The organism is Rhizobacter sp., from assembly GCF_035702065.1.
In the GTDB taxonomy this organism is placed as follows: domain Bacteria; phylum Pseudomonadota; class Gammaproteobacteria; order Burkholderiales; family Burkholderiaceae_C; genus Rhizobacter.
This window is the reverse complement of record NZ_DASSRA010000467.1, coordinates 1-14,450: the sequence shown is the minus strand read 5'-3', so window position 1 is coordinate 14,450 and position 14,450 is coordinate 1. Positions and strand designations below refer to the sequence as shown.

General features: G+C 69.2%; 16 protein-coding genes. 7 read left to right on the top strand and 9 right to left on the bottom strand.

Features of this window, described 5'->3' with window-relative positions:
- From VFL64_RS20745 to VFL64_RS20730, 4 genes are all read left to right on the top strand, one after another.
- On the top strand, positions 1–465 hold a 465-nt coding region (locus VFL64_RS20745; RefSeq protein ID WP_489542282.1), incomplete at its 5' end, for an SDR family oxidoreductase.
- Complete coding sequence (locus VFL64_RS20740; RefSeq protein ID WP_489542281.1) at positions 462–1,565, top strand: S-adenosylmethionine:tRNA ribosyltransferase-isomerase; 1,104 nt, start codon at positions 462–464, stop codon at positions 1,563–1,565. The genes VFL64_RS20745 and VFL64_RS20740, both read left to right, overlap by 4 nt.
- 92 nt (positions 1,566–1,657) lie before the next feature.
- On the top strand, positions 1,658–2,242 hold the full coding sequence (locus tag VFL64_RS20735; protein ID WP_489542280.1) for a chalcone isomerase family protein: 585 nt from the start codon (positions 1,658–1,660) through the stop codon (positions 2,240–2,242).
- 2 nt (positions 2,243–2,244) lie between these two features.
- Positions 2,245–2,754, top strand: a complete 510-nt coding sequence (locus tag VFL64_RS20730; RefSeq protein ID WP_489542279.1) for a DUF2937 family protein — start codon at positions 2,245–2,247, stop codon at positions 2,752–2,754.
- Here the strand turns inward: VFL64_RS20730 and VFL64_RS20725 are convergent.
- From VFL64_RS20725 to VFL64_RS20715, 3 genes are read right to left on the bottom strand one after another with little or no spacing between them, the layout of a single operon-like run.
- Entirely contained in the window at positions 2,751–3,911 is a 1,161-nt protein-coding gene (locus VFL64_RS20725) for a CaiB/BaiF CoA transferase family protein (protein ID WP_489542278.1), read from the bottom strand. The two genes, VFL64_RS20730 and VFL64_RS20725, sit on opposite strands and share 4 nt — an antisense overlap.
- 7 nt (positions 3,912–3,918) lie before the next feature.
- Entirely contained in the window at positions 3,919–4,359 is a 441-nt protein-coding gene (locus VFL64_RS20720) for a GNAT family N-acetyltransferase (protein ID WP_489542277.1), read from the bottom strand.
- Between the two features lie 41 nt (positions 4,360–4,400).
- Positions 4,401–5,480 (bottom strand): DUF1989 domain-containing protein, encoded by a 1,080-nt coding sequence (locus tag VFL64_RS20715; RefSeq protein ID WP_489542276.1) that lies wholly within the window; start codon positions 5,478–5,480, stop codon positions 4,401–4,403.
- A 196-nt stretch (positions 5,481–5,676) separates the two neighbouring features.
- Between VFL64_RS20715 and VFL64_RS20710 the strand changes: the two genes are divergently transcribed.
- The 3 genes from VFL64_RS20710 (at position 5,677) to VFL64_RS20700 (ending at position 9,449) form a co-directional block, all read left to right on the top strand.
- Positions 5,677–6,396 carry a GntR family transcriptional regulator gene (locus VFL64_RS20710; protein WP_489542275.1) on the top strand — a complete coding sequence of 240 codons (720 nt, stop codon included), beginning with the start codon at positions 5,677–5,679 and terminating at the stop codon, positions 6,394–6,396.
- A 64-nt stretch (positions 6,397–6,460) separates the two neighbouring features.
- A complete protein-coding gene (locus tag VFL64_RS20705) occupies positions 6,461–7,567 on the top strand; it encodes a BMP family ABC transporter substrate-binding protein (RefSeq protein WP_489542274.1) in 1,107 nt (368 codons plus the stop codon).
- 145 nt (positions 7,568–7,712) lie between these two features.
- Positions 7,713–9,449, top strand: coding sequence for a carboxylesterase/lipase family protein (locus VFL64_RS20700; protein ID WP_489542273.1), 1,737 nt, complete (start codon positions 7,713–7,715; stop codon positions 9,447–9,449).
- Positions 9,450–9,452: 3 nt separating this feature from the next.
- Here VFL64_RS20700 and soxA read toward each other — a convergent pair whose 3' ends face one another.
- From soxA to VFL64_RS20670, 6 genes are all read right to left on the bottom strand, one after another.
- A complete protein-coding gene (gene soxA, locus VFL64_RS20695; protein WP_489542272.1) occupies positions 9,453–10,202 on the bottom strand; it encodes a sulfur oxidation c-type cytochrome SoxA in 750 nt (249 codons plus the stop codon).
- Positions 10,199–10,522, bottom strand: coding sequence for a thiosulfate oxidation carrier complex protein SoxZ (gene soxZ, locus VFL64_RS20690; RefSeq protein WP_489542271.1), 324 nt, complete (start codon positions 10,520–10,522; stop codon positions 10,199–10,201). Before soxZ ends, soxA begins: the two co-directional genes overlap by 4 nt.
- 114 nt (positions 10,523–10,636) lie before the next feature.
- Positions 10,637–11,080, bottom strand: a complete 444-nt coding sequence (locus VFL64_RS20685; protein WP_489542270.1) for a SoxY-related AACIE arm protein — start codon at positions 11,078–11,080, stop codon at positions 10,637–10,639.
- Complete coding sequence (soxX, locus tag VFL64_RS20680; protein WP_489542269.1) at positions 11,077–11,490, bottom strand: sulfur oxidation c-type cytochrome SoxX; 414 nt, start codon at positions 11,488–11,490, stop codon at positions 11,077–11,079. Before soxX ends, VFL64_RS20685 begins: the two co-directional genes overlap by 4 nt.
- Entirely contained in the window at positions 11,490–13,646 is a 2,157-nt protein-coding gene (locus VFL64_RS20675) for a xanthine dehydrogenase family protein molybdopterin-binding subunit (protein WP_489542268.1), read from the bottom strand. The genes soxX and VFL64_RS20675 overlap by 1 nt, the downstream gene beginning before the upstream one ends.
- Positions 13,643–14,146: a (2Fe-2S)-binding protein gene (locus VFL64_RS20670; protein ID WP_489542267.1), complete on the bottom strand. Its 504-nt coding sequence runs from the start codon at positions 14,144–14,146 to the stop codon at positions 13,643–13,645. The genes VFL64_RS20675 and VFL64_RS20670 overlap by 4 nt, the downstream gene beginning before the upstream one ends.
- Positions 14,147–14,450 lie beyond the last annotated feature (304 nt).

The window sequence follows — 14,450 nt, the reverse complement described above, 5'->3', positions numbered from 1 at the left end:
ACCGCCGCGCTCGACGGGCTGGACGTGCTCATCCACAACGCCTCGCACCTCGGCCCGACGCCGCTCGCGCTGCTGGCCGACACCGAGTGCGAGGACTTCGAGGCGGCACTTGCCACCAACCTGCTCGGGCCCTTCCGCCTGACCAAGGCCCTGTTGGGCGCGCTCAGCGCCTCGGCTCGCGATGGCAGGCCGGCGCTCGTCATCCACATCACGAGCGACGCCGCCGTCTCGGCCTACCCCGGCTGGGGTGCCTACGGCGCGAGCAAGGCCGCGCTCTCCCACCTGAGCCGCATCTGGCACGAGGAGCTGCGCGAGCACGGCGTGCGCATGGTCGCCACCGACCCCGGCGACATGGACACGCCGCTGCACGCGCTGGCCGTGCCCGATGCCGACCCGGCCACGCTCAAGCGCCCGGCGCAATCGGCGCGCGAGATCCTCGCCCTCATCGCCCAGGAGGCCGCATGAAAGCCGCCACCGTGCCCTCACAACGCCCGCGCGATGCTCGCCTGCTGGTGGTCGATGCCTGCGGCAACCTGCAGCACGCACCGCGCTCGGCCCTGACGCAGCACCTGCGCGCGGGCGACCTGCTGGTCGCGAACGACGCCGCGACACTGCCCGCCAGCCTGCACGGCCTGCACCTGCGCAGCGGCCGGACCATCGAGGTGCGCCTGGCCGGTCGCCGCTCGCTCGCCGTGGACGAGGTGCGCGAGTTCACCGCCATCGTGTTCGGCGAAGGCGACCACCGCACCCGCACCGAAGACCGCACGGCACCACCCACGCTGCACGCGGGCGACGTGCTGCAACTCGGCCCCTTGCGCGCCGAGGTCGTGCGCACGCTCGACCACCCGCGCCTGATCGACCTGCGCTTCGAGGGCACGCCCGATGCCATCTGGGCCGGCCTCGCGCGCCACGGCAAGCCCATCCAGTACGCCCATGTGAAGGAGCCGCTCGCGCTGTGGGACGTGTGGACGCGCGTGGCCGCACTGCCCGTTGCCTTCGAGCCGCCCTCGGCCGGCTTCGTGCTCGACTGGCAGCTGCTGCAAGGCCTGCGCGCGCACGGCATTGGCTTCGCCACGCTCACGCACGCGGCGGGCATCTCGTCGACCGGCGACGGTGCCCTCGATGCGCGCCTGCCCTTCGACGAGCCCTACCACCTGCCCGCGGCCACGCTGCACGCCATCACCGAGACGCGCGCCCGCGGCGGCCGCGTCATCGCGCTGGGCACCACCGTCACGCGTGCGCTGGAGCATTCGGCCTCGCAAGCCGGTGGCCTGCGCAGCGGCTTCGGCGTGGCCACGCAGCGCATCGGCGCGCAGACCCGCCTGCGCGTGGTGGACGCGCTCCTCAGCGGCACGCACGAGCCCGGCACCAGCCACCATGGCCTGTTGCACGCGTTTGCCGACGCGGCGTTGTTGCGGCGCGTCGATCGCGCCCTGGAAGCACATGGTTACCGAACGCACGAATTCGGCGACTCGGTGCTGATCGAACGAGCGCGAACGAGCGCGAACGGTCGTTGCCTCCGGTGGCCACGCGGGCCTTCGATGCGCTTACCGCACACTGCATGAGCCCTGCAGCGGGTAATAGGGGTTGTCGGCCATGCGGACAACCCGAATAATGGGCCATACCCAGAACTCGAATTCACCGGAGGCTTACGCCCATGCCCAGAACTGCAGCATTCGCCCGTGCCCTCCTGGCACTGACCTTGGTCCTGGTGATGGGGGCGTCGCACGCCGCGCCATCCACGAAGTTCGAACCCGCCCTGCAGGTGGCGGGCACCGGCCTGCAGCTCAATGGCGCCGGCACGCGCTACAAGGCGATCTTCAAGGTCTACGACCTCGCGCTCTACACCACCAAGAAGGTCAGCACGCCCGACGCGCTGATCGCCCTCGACGGCCCCAAGCGCCTGCAGTTCGTGGCGCTGCGCGAACTGCCGGGCACCGACCTCGGCCGCCTGTTCATCAAGGGCCTGTCGGAGAACTCGCCCAACGAGACCGTGCAGAAGCACACCCTCTCCAGCACGCGCTTCATCGAGATCTTCTCGGGCAAGCCCAAGCTCGTGCCCGGCGACACCTTCGCGATGGAGTTCGTGCCCGGCAAGGGCACGCAGTTCTACATCAACGCCCAGCCGCAGGGCGGGCCGGTGGGCGACTCCGAGTTCTTCACCATGGTGCTCAAGATCTGGGTCGGCCCTTCGCCTGCGGATACCAACCTGAGAGACGCGCTGCTCGGCATCGAGCGATAGCCATGCTGCTGCGCGGCCTCCTCGACCGCGCAGTGCTCGTCGTCGGCGTGTTCGCCGGCGGCATGGTGCCCAGCTACCTGGCGCAATACCGCCAGCGCGTCGGCGGTGCCCTCGGCCAGGCACTGAAAGACCTGGCCCCGTTCCAGCAGATCGCCGACCAGTACCACGGCGGCAGCCTGGCCAAACTGATCCAGCACCACCTGGCCAGCACCGACGCCACCTTCCACGCCGAAGGGGCGGCCATCCAGGCCATCGTCGATTCGGTGGCCTCGCTGCAGGCCACGCTGGCCGCGCTGGACACCGACGTGTTCCACCAGCTCTACTACCTGATCGCCCACCCCGATGCGCCGATGGCGCACGCCACGTGGCAGGCCTTCAAGCCGGGCTTCGGGCTCACGGCCGACAGCCTGATGATGGCCGCGGTGATCGGCCTCTCGCTGTGGCTCGCGTTCCTCGGGCTGTGGTGGGTGGCAACGCTGCCGTGGCGCCGGCGCTCAGGCGCCCGGTTCTAGCCTCGTTCCAGGAACGCCAGGCCCTGCTGGCGCAGCCGCTGCACGGCGGCCGCATCGAAGCCCCACTCGCCCAAGGCCTCCGCGCCGTGTTCACCACGCGCCGGTGCCGGCGGCGGCATGGCCGACGGCGTGCCCATGAAGCGCGGCGCAGGCGCGGGCTGCACCACACCGTCGATCTCCATGAAGCTGCCGCGTGCGCGGTGCTGCGGGTGCTGCGCCGCCTCGGCCATGCCGAGCACCGGCCACACGCAGGCATCGCTGCCTTCGAACACGGCGCACCACTCGTCGCGCGTGCGGCTGGCAAACGCCGTGGTGAAAGCCTCGCGCAAGCGCGGCCAGCCGGCGCGGTCGTGTTGCTTCGGCAGGCCGGCATCGGCGAGGCCGAGCTTGGCCAGCATCTCCTCGTAGAAGCGCGATTCGATCGGCCCCACCGACATGTATTGCCCGTCGCTCGTGCGGTAGGTGTCGTACCAGGGGCGGCCCCCATCGAGCAGGTTGCTGCCGCGCGCCTCGCGCCAGTCGCCCGAGGCGAGCAGGCCCCACATCAGGCTGCCGAGCTGGGCCGCACCCTCGGTCATGGCCGCATCGACCACCTGGCCTGCGCCGCCTCGCTGCACGTGCAGCAGCGCCGCCACCACGCCCAGCGCCAGCAGCATGCCGCCCCCGCCGTAGTCGCCCACCAGGTTGAGCGGCGGCACCGGCTTGCCGCCGGCGGAGCCGATGGCCGAGAGCACGCCCGAGAGCGCGATGTAGTTGATGTCGTGCCCGGCGCGGTCGGCCAGCGGCCCGCTCTGGCCCCAGCCCGTCATGCGGCCATAGACGAGGCGCGGGTTGCGCGCCAGCGCCACGTCGGGCCCGAGGCCCAGGCGCTCCAGCGTGCCGGGGCGAAAGCCTTCGATCAGCACATCGGCGCGCTCGATCAGCGCCAGTGCGGCCTCGCTGGAACCTGGCTGCTTGAGGTCGAGCGTGACCGAGCGGCGGCCGCGGCCCACCACGTCGGCACGCGGGCCGCTGGTCTTGGGGCCGAGGTCAGCGGGTGCGGCCGGGCGGTCGATGCGCAACACATCGGCGCCCATGTCGGCCAGCAACATGGCACAGAACGGGCCGGGGCCGATGGCCTCGAACTCCAGCACGCGGATTCCGGACAAGACACCCATCTTCTCTTCACTCGCTGCGCAAAGGCAGGCGCTCCAGCATCACCGCGTAGTCCTGGTAGCCCATGCGGCGCCAGAAGGCCAGCGCACGCGCGTTGCCGGCCAGCACGTCTACGACCAGGCGCTTGTCGGGCCAACGCTCGAACACGCTCAACATCAGGTGGCGGGCCGCGCCCTGGCGGCGGTAGTCGCGCTGCACGTAGATCTGCCGCAGGTAGACGCAATCGGGCTGGTCACGCCACAGCACATAGGCCACCGGCGTGTCGCCATCAAAGCCGAGCAGCGCCTCGTAGCCGTCGTGGCTCAGCCAGCCGCGCATGCGCTCGATGAGCTCGGCCTCGCTCATCGGGTTGCGGTGGCCTTCGTCCCGGATGAGCTGGTGATTGAGGCGCCCCAACACCTCGGCATCGGCCACGGTGGCAGGGCGGTACAGCAAGGCTTCGTCGACCATGCCCCATCCTAGCGAGCATGCGCTCGCTCTCGGGATTGGTGTCAACCCGCAATGAAGTGGCGTTCCCACCAGCTGAAGATCACGTCGCGCAGGGCGGCGCCGTCGTCGCCTGCGTACAGCTCGCCCAGGCCGGCCGACTGCAGCAGCGCGTGGTCGTTCGCGTCCAGCGGAACGGGCCAGTCGCTCACCTGCAGCGGCACGTTGGTGAACTGCGGCGTGTAGCCCGCGTCGCGCGTGAGTGCGCGCGTGGCCTTGATCTCCTTCTGCCGGAACTGCGCCGGGGTCTTCTGGCTCGCGTAGCTGCGCAGCGGCGGCACGCGCGCGAGGTCGCGCTCGGAAGCGCTGAACACCTGCAGCTTGACGGGCTTGAGCGCGAAGTTGCTGGTGCGCATGATGTCGGCGCCGCACACGTTGGGCACGGCCAGCACGTCCATCAGCGCGAGCAGCTCCACGTGGTCGCCGGCCTTCGAGTGCTGGCGACGGATCTGGCCGCGGCCCTCGCGCACCTCGGTGCACATGAAGAGGTTGAAGGAGTCGTGCACGTCGTCGGGCGTGAGGCCGTACTCGCGCTGCGCCTCGGCCTGGATGTCGTGGCAGTTGGTGTGCTCGCGGTAGCCGTAGGCCGACTCGTAGAGGTTGTGGCTGCAGCGCGGGAACATCACGTCGTTGCAGCGCACCGTGTCTTCGAGCAGGAACATCATCGCCCGCTCGCGCGGCGGCGCCGACCAGAGGAAGTCGCCCGGCCCGGGGTTGAGGCCGTGCACGGTGCGGATGCGCCCGCAGTGCATGAACTCCTTGTAGTCGTGCAGGTTGAAGCAGTTGAAGTCGACGCACTGGCCGCCCTCCACCTGCTCGATGCGCAGCACCTGGCCAGCCTTCATCTCCACCGCCTTGCCGGTGCCGGGCTGCATCACGTGCTCCCACAGCAGCTCGCGCGTGGTGGCGTAGCCCGTGAGGTCGGGCACCGGGGGCTGCGGGCGCGGCGTCGCCGGCAGGTGCTGCTCACGCAGCGCGCGGCGGGCGAGCGAGGCGAGGTCGGCCGCTGCGCCGGAGGCGACGGTGCGCTGCAGCAGGTCGAGCTGCTGGGTGTTGAGTTGCAGGGTCACCAGGTGGTCTGACATGAAGTGCTCCGTCTTTTGGTCGACATGATTGTCCATTCTTGTATACGTGATTGATGAGAAAACCGTGCCATCCTGCGGACATCACCTCACCACCCCAAGTGGTGCAGCGCCGCGCCATACCAGTGCGCAGGCGCCCGGAATTCGCGCCGAGAGGGAGCACGTCGTATACTTCACAGAACATTCAGGTATACAGAAAATGCTGTCCGACAAGTCCGACGCCGCCTACACCGCCATCAAGCAGGCCATCATCGAAGGCGCGCTCACGCCCGGCACCAAGCTGCCCGAAGACGGCCTGGGCACTCACTTCGGCATGAGCCGCACGCTGATCCGCGCCGCACTCGCGCGCCTGGTGGCCGAGGGCCTGGTCGAGACGCAGCAGAAGCGCACCGCCACCGTGGCCCAGCCCAGCCTGGAAGAGGCGCGCAGCGTGTTCGAGCTGCGCCGCTGCCTGGAGGCCGAGGTCGTGCGCCTGGTGATCGCGCGCTGGCAGCCCGCCTTCGGCGCCGCACTCGAAGGCCATGTGCGGCAGGAAGAGCAGGCCGCCAAGCAGCAAACGCCGGCGGTGTCGGCCCGGCTGGCCGGCGAGTTCCACCAGCTGCTGGCGCAGATGGCCGGCAACCCGCTGCTGGAGCGTTATGTGGGCGAGGTGGTGTCGCGCTGCTCGCTCATCCTCGCCATCTACGGCCGCCCGCATGCGGCCGATTGCGCCATCGCCGAGCACCGCGGCCTGATCGACGCGCTGCGCCGTGGCGACGAGCGCGCCGCGCGCAAGCTGATGGCCGGCCACCTGGGCAGCGTGGAGCAGCGCGCGCTGCACGCCGAGTCGCAGCGCCAGGAACAGGATCTCTCGCAGATCCTGGCGCGCTACGGCAGCGCGGACGCGCCGGCCGCCCGCAAGGCACGGCGACGCTCCTGAGCCCGGCTTCGGGTGGGCATGGGGCTTGCACAAGCGGCCCTACCCCAACCGAGGAGAGCCCGCCATGTCGCACCAACCCACCTGGAACCGCCGCCGCTTCGTCCAAACCGCGATCGCCGGTGCCGCCGCCAGCGCCGCCCCGCTGAGCGCCCTGGCGCAAAAGCCCATCACCGTCGGCCTGATCTACGTCGGCCCGCGCGACGACTACGGCTGGAACCAGGCCCACGCGGTCGCGGCCAAGGCGCTGAAGGCCGTGCCCAACGTGAAGGTGGTCGAAGAAGAGAACGTGCCCGAGACCGTGGCCGTGCGCAAGACGCTCGAAGCCATGGTGCAGAGCGACGGCGCCTCGCTCGTCTTCGGCACCTCGTTCGGCTACTTCGACCCCTTCATGATCGAGATGGCCAAGAAGTACCCCAAGGTCGAGTTCCGCCACCCCACCTCGCTGTGGTCGGCCGACAAGCACCCGATGAACCTCGGCGGCTACTTCTGCTTCCTCGACCAGGCCCACTACGTGAACGGCATCGCCGCCGGCCTGTCGACCAAGAACGGCAAGATCGGCTTCATCGCGGCCAAGCCCATCCCCATCGTGCTGCGCAACATCAACGCCTTCACGCTGGGCGTGCGCAAGGTCAACCCGGCGGCGACGGTGCAGCTCGTCTTCACCGGTGAATGGTCCATGCCCGTGCGCGAGGCCGAGGCCACCAACTCGCTCGTGTCCACCGGCTGCGACGTGATCGCCTGCCACGTCGACAGCCCCAAGGTGATCGTCGAGGCGGCCGAGCGACTGGGCGCCAAGACCCTGGGCCACAACGCCTCGCAGGCTCAGCTCGCGCCCAAGGGCTTCATCACCGGCGCCGAGAACAAGTGGGAGACGGTCTACAAGTCGTTTGCCGCTTCCATCGCCAAGGGCGAGAAGCTGCCCAACACCTTCTTCGGCGGCTACGACAAGGACATGGTGATGAGCACGCCCTTCGGCGCCGGTGCGAGCGAGAAGGCGCGCAACGCGGCGACAGCGGTGATCGCCGAGCTGAAGGCAGGCAAGCCGATCTTCGTGGGGCCGATCAAGAGCAACACGGGCAAGCTGGTGATCGACAAGTCGTATGGGAACTACGACCCGTTCCTCGACAAGATGAACTTCCTGATCGAAGGGGTCATCGGTTCGATCGGGTGAGCGGCTTTCGAAGAAGGCCCGCAAGTCAATCAGACGATTCCGATCCCCCCTCAGGGCATGAACATGCCCACCCCCTTCCCCGTCTCCTCAGAATGAAACCAGGGGCCACCAGAGCCCCGAGCAACCATTCGTCAGGAGACAAGCCATGTTCGATTGCATCCGCCATGCCGTGGCACTGGCCCTGTGCCTGTTCGCGGCGTCCGCGGCCACCGCCGCCTACAACCAGAGCCTCACCCGCACGCTCGACGCCGGCCAGATCTACGGCAAGACCGCCGCCAACAACACGCACGCCTTCCTCGGCATCCCCTTCGCCCAACCACCCGTCGGCAACCTGCGCTGGCGCGCGCCGCAGCCGCCCATCGCGTGGGCCGGCTCACGCGCCGCCACCACGTTGCCGCCGATGTGCGCGCAGGTCGGCAGCTACTTCGGCGAGCCCGACCCCGCCACCTTCGGCCAGCCGGTGGGCAGCGAAGACTGCCTCTACCTCAACGTGTGGCGGCCCAACTCGACGGCCGACAACCTGCCGGTCTTCTACTGGATCCACGGCGGCAGCAACATCAAAGGCTCGACGCGCGAGCCGCTGTACGACGGGGCCTACCTCGCCGCCAAGGGCAACATGGTCGTCGTCAGCGTGCAGTACCGCCTGGGCATGCTGGGCTTTCTCAACCACAGCGCGCTGAAGACCGGCAACGCCCGGGACGACTCCGGCAACTTCGCCACGCTCGACCTGGTCCGCGGGCTCGACTGGGTGCAGGCCAACATCCGCGCCTTCGGCGGCAACCCGGGGCAGGTGACGGTCGCTGGGCAGTCGGCCGGTTGCATCAACACCTGGGGTCTGCTGCAGTCGCCACTCGCCGCCAACAAGATGCACCGCGCGATCTGCATGTCGGGCATCCCCAACGCCTACCCGCCGCTGGTGGGGCAGATCGCCGCCGACACACTGGTCGACAAGCTGCTGGTCGACACCGGCCGTGCCTCCGACACCACGCAGGCCGCAGCACAGCGCCTCACGATGAGCAGCGCGCAGATCGCCACCGTGCTGCGCAGCGCCAGCGCGGCGCAGGTCATGAAGTTCACGCCCAGCCTGATCGTGCCGGGGCACTTCACCGACGGCACCGTCATCCGCGCCGGCGGCCTGGTCGACCTGGTGGCGGGCATCTACAACCGCGTGCCGCTGATGATCGGCAACACGCACGACGAGGGCTCCTACTTCGCCTTCTCGCTCGGCATGGGCAAGCCCACGCCGCAGCAGTACTGGCAGCTCGCCAACGGCCCGGCCAGCGCCGTCACCTTCAACGACCTGATCAAGCCCGAGTTCCAGCCCGTCTACACGCAGACGCACGAGGTGATCAGCTACGCGCTCGACCTCACCATCGACAACATCGTGCGCCTGCTGCGCCTCACCAGCGGCCCCGGCAACCTGTACCGCTACAACTTCAACTGGGACGACACGCCCGCCCCCTGGAAGAACAGCTTCGGCGCCTTCCACGGCATCGACATCGCCTTCCTGTTCGGCAACTTCGTGGGCAGCGAGCAACCCAACTTTGCCGCCTTCGCCTGGGACGCCACCAACGCCAGCAGCCGCAAGGCGCTGTCGGACCGCTTCATCAAGCACGTCTCGACCTTCGCACGCACCGGCCAGCCCAGCCAGCTCTTCGACGGCCAGACGAACTGGAACGACTGGACCAACTACACCTGCGGCCTGCTGTGCCCCAAGCGCATGGTGTTCGACAACAGCTCGGGCATGTCGGGCGACGACCACCTGCTGTTCTGGCCGCGCTACCACCTGCTCTCGCCGCAGCAGAAGGACATGGTCTGGCAGGTGATCGACTTCAACGCGCTGCCCGCTGACGTGGACCCGTTTCGCAACGGGCCGCATTGAACCTCAGGGGCGCACTGCCGGCGACTCCAGCGCCATGCCGCGGTCGCGCCACGCGAGGTAGAGCTCCAGCTCCACCAGCGCCGGCGCACCGTAGGCCGGCGCCTCGGCGCGCACGCCGGTCATGCAGTTGCGCAAACGGCGTTGCAGAGAGCCCAGGCTTTGCCACTCCAGGCGGTACAGCGGATAGCCGTTGGCGTGGCCTTGCGGGATGACACTGCCGCCCAGCCGGCCGCCGGCGCGCTCGTCGTGGCATTGCGCGCACGAGAGGTCGAGCTGGCCGATGCGCTCGCGGTACAGCGCCTCGCCACGGGCCCGGTGGGGCTGCAGGCGCGCGTCGCTCGGCGGGGCGACGGGCAGGCCGCGCGACTGCAGGGCGATGAAGCTTTCCAGCGACAACAGCTCGGGGCCTTCGTCGGCCAGCATGGGGGCCTGCTGGTGGCGTGCACGGCAGAGGTTGATGCGCTGCGCCAGGTTGACCGGCTGCTTCAGCGCTTCGTCGAAGGCGGGGTAGCGTGTCGCGACGCCGCGCATGGAGGCGTTCGCCTGTCCGTGGCAACCGGCACACGACTTGGCGCTGCCACTCGGCGCGCGCTCCCACAGCGCCGCGCCATCCTGCGTCCACAGCATGGCGGGGTTCTGCGTGTCGTCGCGCTGCATGGCCTGCGTCTGCGGGCTCATGTCGTCGAAGCCCGAGCGGCGTGTGTCGGTCTGCGCGCAGGCAGCCAGCAACAGCACCCACCCCCAGCGCTTCATCCGCTGACCGTGATGGACACGCTCTCGGTCTGCGAGAACCCGTTGTCGCCCTGCCAGCTGAAGCTGATCGTGCCGCTCTCGGTGGCCACGGTGGTGAAGGCGATGTACGGGTTGGCCGAGACCGCGGGGTAGAGCTCGGCGCTGAACACCAGCTCGTCGTTGTAGCGGCAGCTGAAGTGCGTGATCAGGTCGCGCGGCTTGGTCTGCCCGTTGGCGTCGGGGCGGAAGCCCGTCTCCATCACGTGGGCGATGAGGGTCTTGATCTCGATGATCTCGCCGCGCTTGGCGGTGGTGGGAACGGTGAGGAGGGTGCGGGCCATGGTGGGGTCAAGTTGGAGTGGGCCTTCGATACCTCAGGCCGAGCGGACGGAGAGGCACGAGAGAGGAAACCGCTCAGGCTGAGGTATCGAAGCCCCGTGCAATCTGCGCATGCGCTACTCCAGGCACGCGGCCAAGGTCACCAGCACGTCCACCGCATGCGACCAGTACGTGCCGTCGCTCAACCTCGCCACCGCCACCAGCTGCTGCGAAGTCGCGAGCCGGATGCGCGTGGACACCACCGCCCGCCCGGCGCGCGGGCCGAGCGTGAAGCGCACCACGTCGCGCTGCGGGTTGCGGTCGTTGAACACGGCGATGCCGGTCACGTGCTCGGCGGCGGTCATCGGGCTCTCCACCCGCACCGTGATGGGCACGGCATTGCCGTTCTCCACCAGCGGCGACACGTCGAGCAGCACGCGGCCGGTCTTCACCGGGCTGCCATTGGCATAGCCGCGGATGGCAGCCTGCATCTCCGACGAGGTGGCGAAGGCCGGCCGCACGATCACGCCGGCGCCCAGGGCCAGGCCGAGGTGGAGCAGTTCGCGTCGTTGCATCTTCATTGGAGTGTGACCAGGTAGGCGACCACGTCTTCCACCTGCTGTGCGCTCAGGAGCGTCTTGCCGCGCAGGGCCGGCGCCACGCGCCGCAGGCCCTCGGCGCGGTAGTAGGCCGGCATGATGGTCTGCGGGTTCAAGCGGCTCGCATCGACGATGCGCAGCCGCAGCTGCGCGGCCGACCAGCGCGAACCGGCACCCGCCAGGTCGGGCGCAAGGTTGCCCTGGAAGCGGTCTTCGGGAAAGGGGCCGCTGTGGCACAGCAGGCACAGGCCGGCCTGCCGGCTGGCGACGATCGCGCGGCCGCGCGCGGCATCGCCAGCCATGGATGTCAACGGCTCGGGCAGCGCATCGGCCGGCGCTTGCGCACAGGCACTTGCCGTGAAGATGAGTGCTGCCAGAGCCGCTGCGCGCATCACGCCTTCTTGAGGCTGTGGTTCTTCAGCGGCAGGTCGCGGATGCGCTTGCCGGTGGCCGCGAAGATCGCGTTCAGCACCGCCGGCGCGGCCACCGCGATGGTGGGCTCGCCCACACCGCCCCAGAAGCCACCCGAGGGCATCACGATGGTCTCGACCTTGGGCATCTCGTCCATGTGCAGCACGTTGTAGGTGCTGAAGTTGTCCTGCTCGATGCGGCCGTCCTTCACCGTGCACTCGCCGTACAGCGCGGCCGACAGGCCGTAGACGAACGAGCCTTCGACCTGCGCCTCGATCTGCTGCGGGTTGACCGCGTGGCCGCAGTCGGTGGCCGCCACGATGCGGTGGATCTTCAGCTTGCCCTCGTCGCTCACCGACACCTCGGCGCAGGCTGCCACGTAGCTGCCGAAGCCCATGCATTGCGCGAGGCCGCGGTGCACGCCGGCCGGTGCGGGCGTGCCCCAGCCGGCGCGTTCGGCGGCCGCGTTCAGCACCGCCAGGTGCTTGGGCGACTTGCCCATCAGCTTGCGGCGGAAGGCCAGCGGGTCCTGCTGCGTGGCGTGCGCCAGCTCGTCGATGAAGCACTCGAGGTAGATGGTGTTCTGGTTGAGGTTCACGCCACGCCAGAAGCCCGGCGGCACGTGCGGGTTGCGCATCGCGTGGTCGATCAGCAGGTGCGGCACGCTGTAGCCGATCGAGGCCTCGGGCCCCGGCGGGTTGAGGCCCTGGAAGACCACCGGGTCCTTGCCCTCCTTGATCATCTGCGGGAAGACGCCGGCCAGGATCGACTGGCCCGAGATGCGCATGTGCAGGGCCTGCAGTTCGCCCTGTGCATCCAGCCCCGCGCTCAGCTTGCACTGCGTCACCGGGTGGTAGCGGCCATGCGTCATGTCTTCCTCGCGCGACCAGATCAGCTTGACGGGCGTGCCTGGCATCTCCTTGGCGATCAGCACCGCCTGCGTGACCCAGTCGTGCACCGCGCCGCGCCGGCCGAAGCCGCCGCCCAGCAGCAGCTTGTAGACCTCGCATTTCTCGGGCGGCAGGCCCGCGGCCTCGGCGGTGGCGGCGAGCGCCGCCTCGCCGTTCTGCGTGGGCGTCCAGACCTCGCAGCGCTCCGGGGTGTACCTGACCGTCGCGTTCATGGTCTCCATGGTCGCGTGGTTCTGGTGCGGGTAGGAGTACACCGCGTCGATGCGCTTCGCTGCGGTGGCGAGTGCGGCCTTGGCATCGCCGTTGCTGTTGCCCACCACGGCGCTGGGCGCGTCGAGCCCGGCCTTCAGCGTGGCAGCGATGTCGGCGCTGTTGGCCTTGGCGTGCGGGCCTTCGTCCCACTCGATGGGCAGCGCGTCGAGCGCAGTCTTGGCGTGCCACCAGGTGTCGGCGATCACCGCGACGGCGCTCTCGCCCACGCGCACCACCTTCTTCACGCCAGGCTTGCTGGCGATGGCCTCGGCCTGGAAGCCCTTGACCTTGCCGCCAAACACCGGGCAGTCCTTGATGGCCGCATTGAGCATGCCGGGCAGCTTGAGGTCGGAGCCGTAGACCTGCTTGCCGGTGAGCTTGTCGCGTGTGTCCAGGCGAGCCAGCGGCTTGCCGGCGAGCTTCCAGTCCTTCGGGTCCTTGAGCGTCACCTCGGTCGGCGGCGTGAGCTGGGCAGCGGCCAGCGCGACCTTGCCGTAGCTCGTCGTGCGGCCGCTGGGGGTGTGCGTGATCACGCTGGCCGCGGCCGTGCATTCGGAGGCCGGCACCTTCCATTGGTCGGCCGCCGCCTGCACGAGCATCGTGCGGGCGATGGCCCCGCCCTTGCGCACGTAGTCGTGCGACTCGCGGATGCCGCGGCTGCCGCCAGTCGAGAAGTTGCCCCAGGCGCGCTTGCGCGCGAGGTTCTGGCCGGGCGTGGGGTACTCGGTGGTGACCTTGGCCCAGTTGCAGTCCAGCTCCTCGGCGACGAGCTGCGCCAGGCCGGTGAGCGAGCCCTGGCCCATCTCGGAGCGGGCGATGCGGATGACAACGGTGTCGTCGGGCTTCACCAGCACCCAGGCGTTGATCTCTTTCACCGCATCGTCCTGTGCCGCAGTGGCGAAGGGGATGTGGAAGGCGACGACGAGCCCCGCGCTGCTGCCGATGAACTCCCTCCGTGACAGCACGGCACTCATGTCGTGCTCCCGTCGAGGTGCTGGATGTGGATGGCCGCGCTCTTGGTGCTGCCGCCCTGCGCCGCGGCCTTGATCGCGGCGCGCACCCGGTTGTAGGTGCCGCAGCGGCAGATGTTGGTCATGGCCTCGTCGATGTCGGCGTCGGTCGGGTTGGGCTTGGCCTTGAGCAGCGCGCTGGCGGCCATGATCATTCCGGACTGGCAGTAGCCGCACTGCGGCACGTCGAGCGCGGCCCAGGCCTTCTGGATGGGGTGGTCGCCCTGGGGCGAGAGGCCCTCGATGGTGACGATCTTCGCGCTGGCCTCGATGGTGGACACCGGCCGCACGCAGCTGCGCGTGGGCACGCCGTCGATGTGCACGGTGCAGGCGCCGCATTGGGCGATGCCGCAGCCGTACTTGGTGCCGGTGAGGCCCAGCTGCTCGCGCAGCACCCACAGCAGCGGGGTGTCGGGCTCGGCATGGTGGGTGAGGCGTTTGCCGTTGACGTGGAGGGTGGGCATCTGGATCGGCTCCTCTGCGGCGGGGTGAGCGGCGTGCAGCATGCTTGACGTTGAAAGACCTGTCCAGGGGAAGGGATGGCAGTGCTGGAACTGGCACGGGGGGTATGCCACTACCCGCTCAGGCTGAGGTATCGAAGCCTTGTGCCTGCATTCGCATGAGGCTTCTTCTTACTGCGAGAGGCCGCGCCGGGATATGCCCCCGGCAGGGCACCTTCTTTTCTTTGCTTGCCCAAAGAAAAGAAGGCAAAAGAAAGGGCACCCTGCTCGCCGGTCGGCCTAGGGCCGACTGCTCTGCGCTGCTCGG

Bases quoted from the DNA above. Each gene is read 5' to 3' on its own strand.
- soxZ (WP_489542271.1), bottom strand. From the start codon at position 10,522: ATGGCCCGCACCCTCCTCACCGTTCCCACCACCGCCAAGCGCGGCGAG.
- VFL64_RS20740 (WP_489542281.1), top strand. From the start codon at position 462: ATGAAAGCCGCCACCGTGCCCTCACAACGCCCGCGCGATGCTCGCCTG.
- VFL64_RS20715 (WP_489542276.1), bottom strand. From the start codon at position 5,480: ATGTCAGACCACCTGGTGACCCTGCAACTCAACACCCAGCAGCTCGAC.
- VFL64_RS20725 (WP_489542278.1), bottom strand. From the start codon at position 3,911: ATGGGTGTCTTGTCCGGAATCCGCGTGCTGGAGTTCGAGGCCATCGGC.
- VFL64_RS20705 (WP_489542274.1), top strand. From the start codon at position 6,461: ATGTCGCACCAACCCACCTGGAACCGCCGCCGCTTCGTCCAAACCGCG.
- VFL64_RS20735 (WP_489542280.1), top strand. From the start codon at position 1,658: ATGCCCAGAACTGCAGCATTCGCCCGTGCCCTCCTGGCACTGACCTTG.
- soxX (WP_489542269.1), bottom strand. From the start codon at position 11,490: ATGCGCGCAGCGGCTCTGGCAGCACTCATCTTCACGGCAAGTGCCTGT.
- VFL64_RS20685 (WP_489542270.1), bottom strand. From the start codon at position 11,080: ATGAAGATGCAACGACGCGAACTGCTCCACCTCGGCCTGGCCCTGGGC.
- VFL64_RS20670 (WP_489542267.1), bottom strand. From the start codon at position 14,146: ATGCCCACCCTCCACGTCAACGGCAAACGCCTCACCCACCATGCCGAG.
- VFL64_RS20710 (WP_489542275.1), top strand. From the start codon at position 5,677: ATGCTGTCCGACAAGTCCGACGCCGCCTACACCGCCATCAAGCAGGCC.
- VFL64_RS20720 (WP_489542277.1), bottom strand. From the start codon at position 4,359: ATGGTCGACGAAGCCTTGCTGTACCGCCCTGCCACCGTGGCCGATGCC.
- VFL64_RS20675 (WP_489542268.1), bottom strand. From the start codon at position 13,646: ATGAGTGCCGTGCTGTCACGGAGGGAGTTCATCGGCAGCAGCGCGGGG.
- soxA (WP_489542272.1), bottom strand. From the start codon at position 10,202: ATGAAGCGCTGGGGGTGGGTGCTGTTGCTGGCTGCCTGCGCGCAGACC.
- VFL64_RS20700 (WP_489542273.1), top strand. From the start codon at position 7,713: ATGTTCGATTGCATCCGCCATGCCGTGGCACTGGCCCTGTGCCTGTTC.
- VFL64_RS20730 (WP_489542279.1), top strand. From the start codon at position 2,245: ATGCTGCTGCGCGGCCTCCTCGACCGCGCAGTGCTCGTCGTCGGCGTG.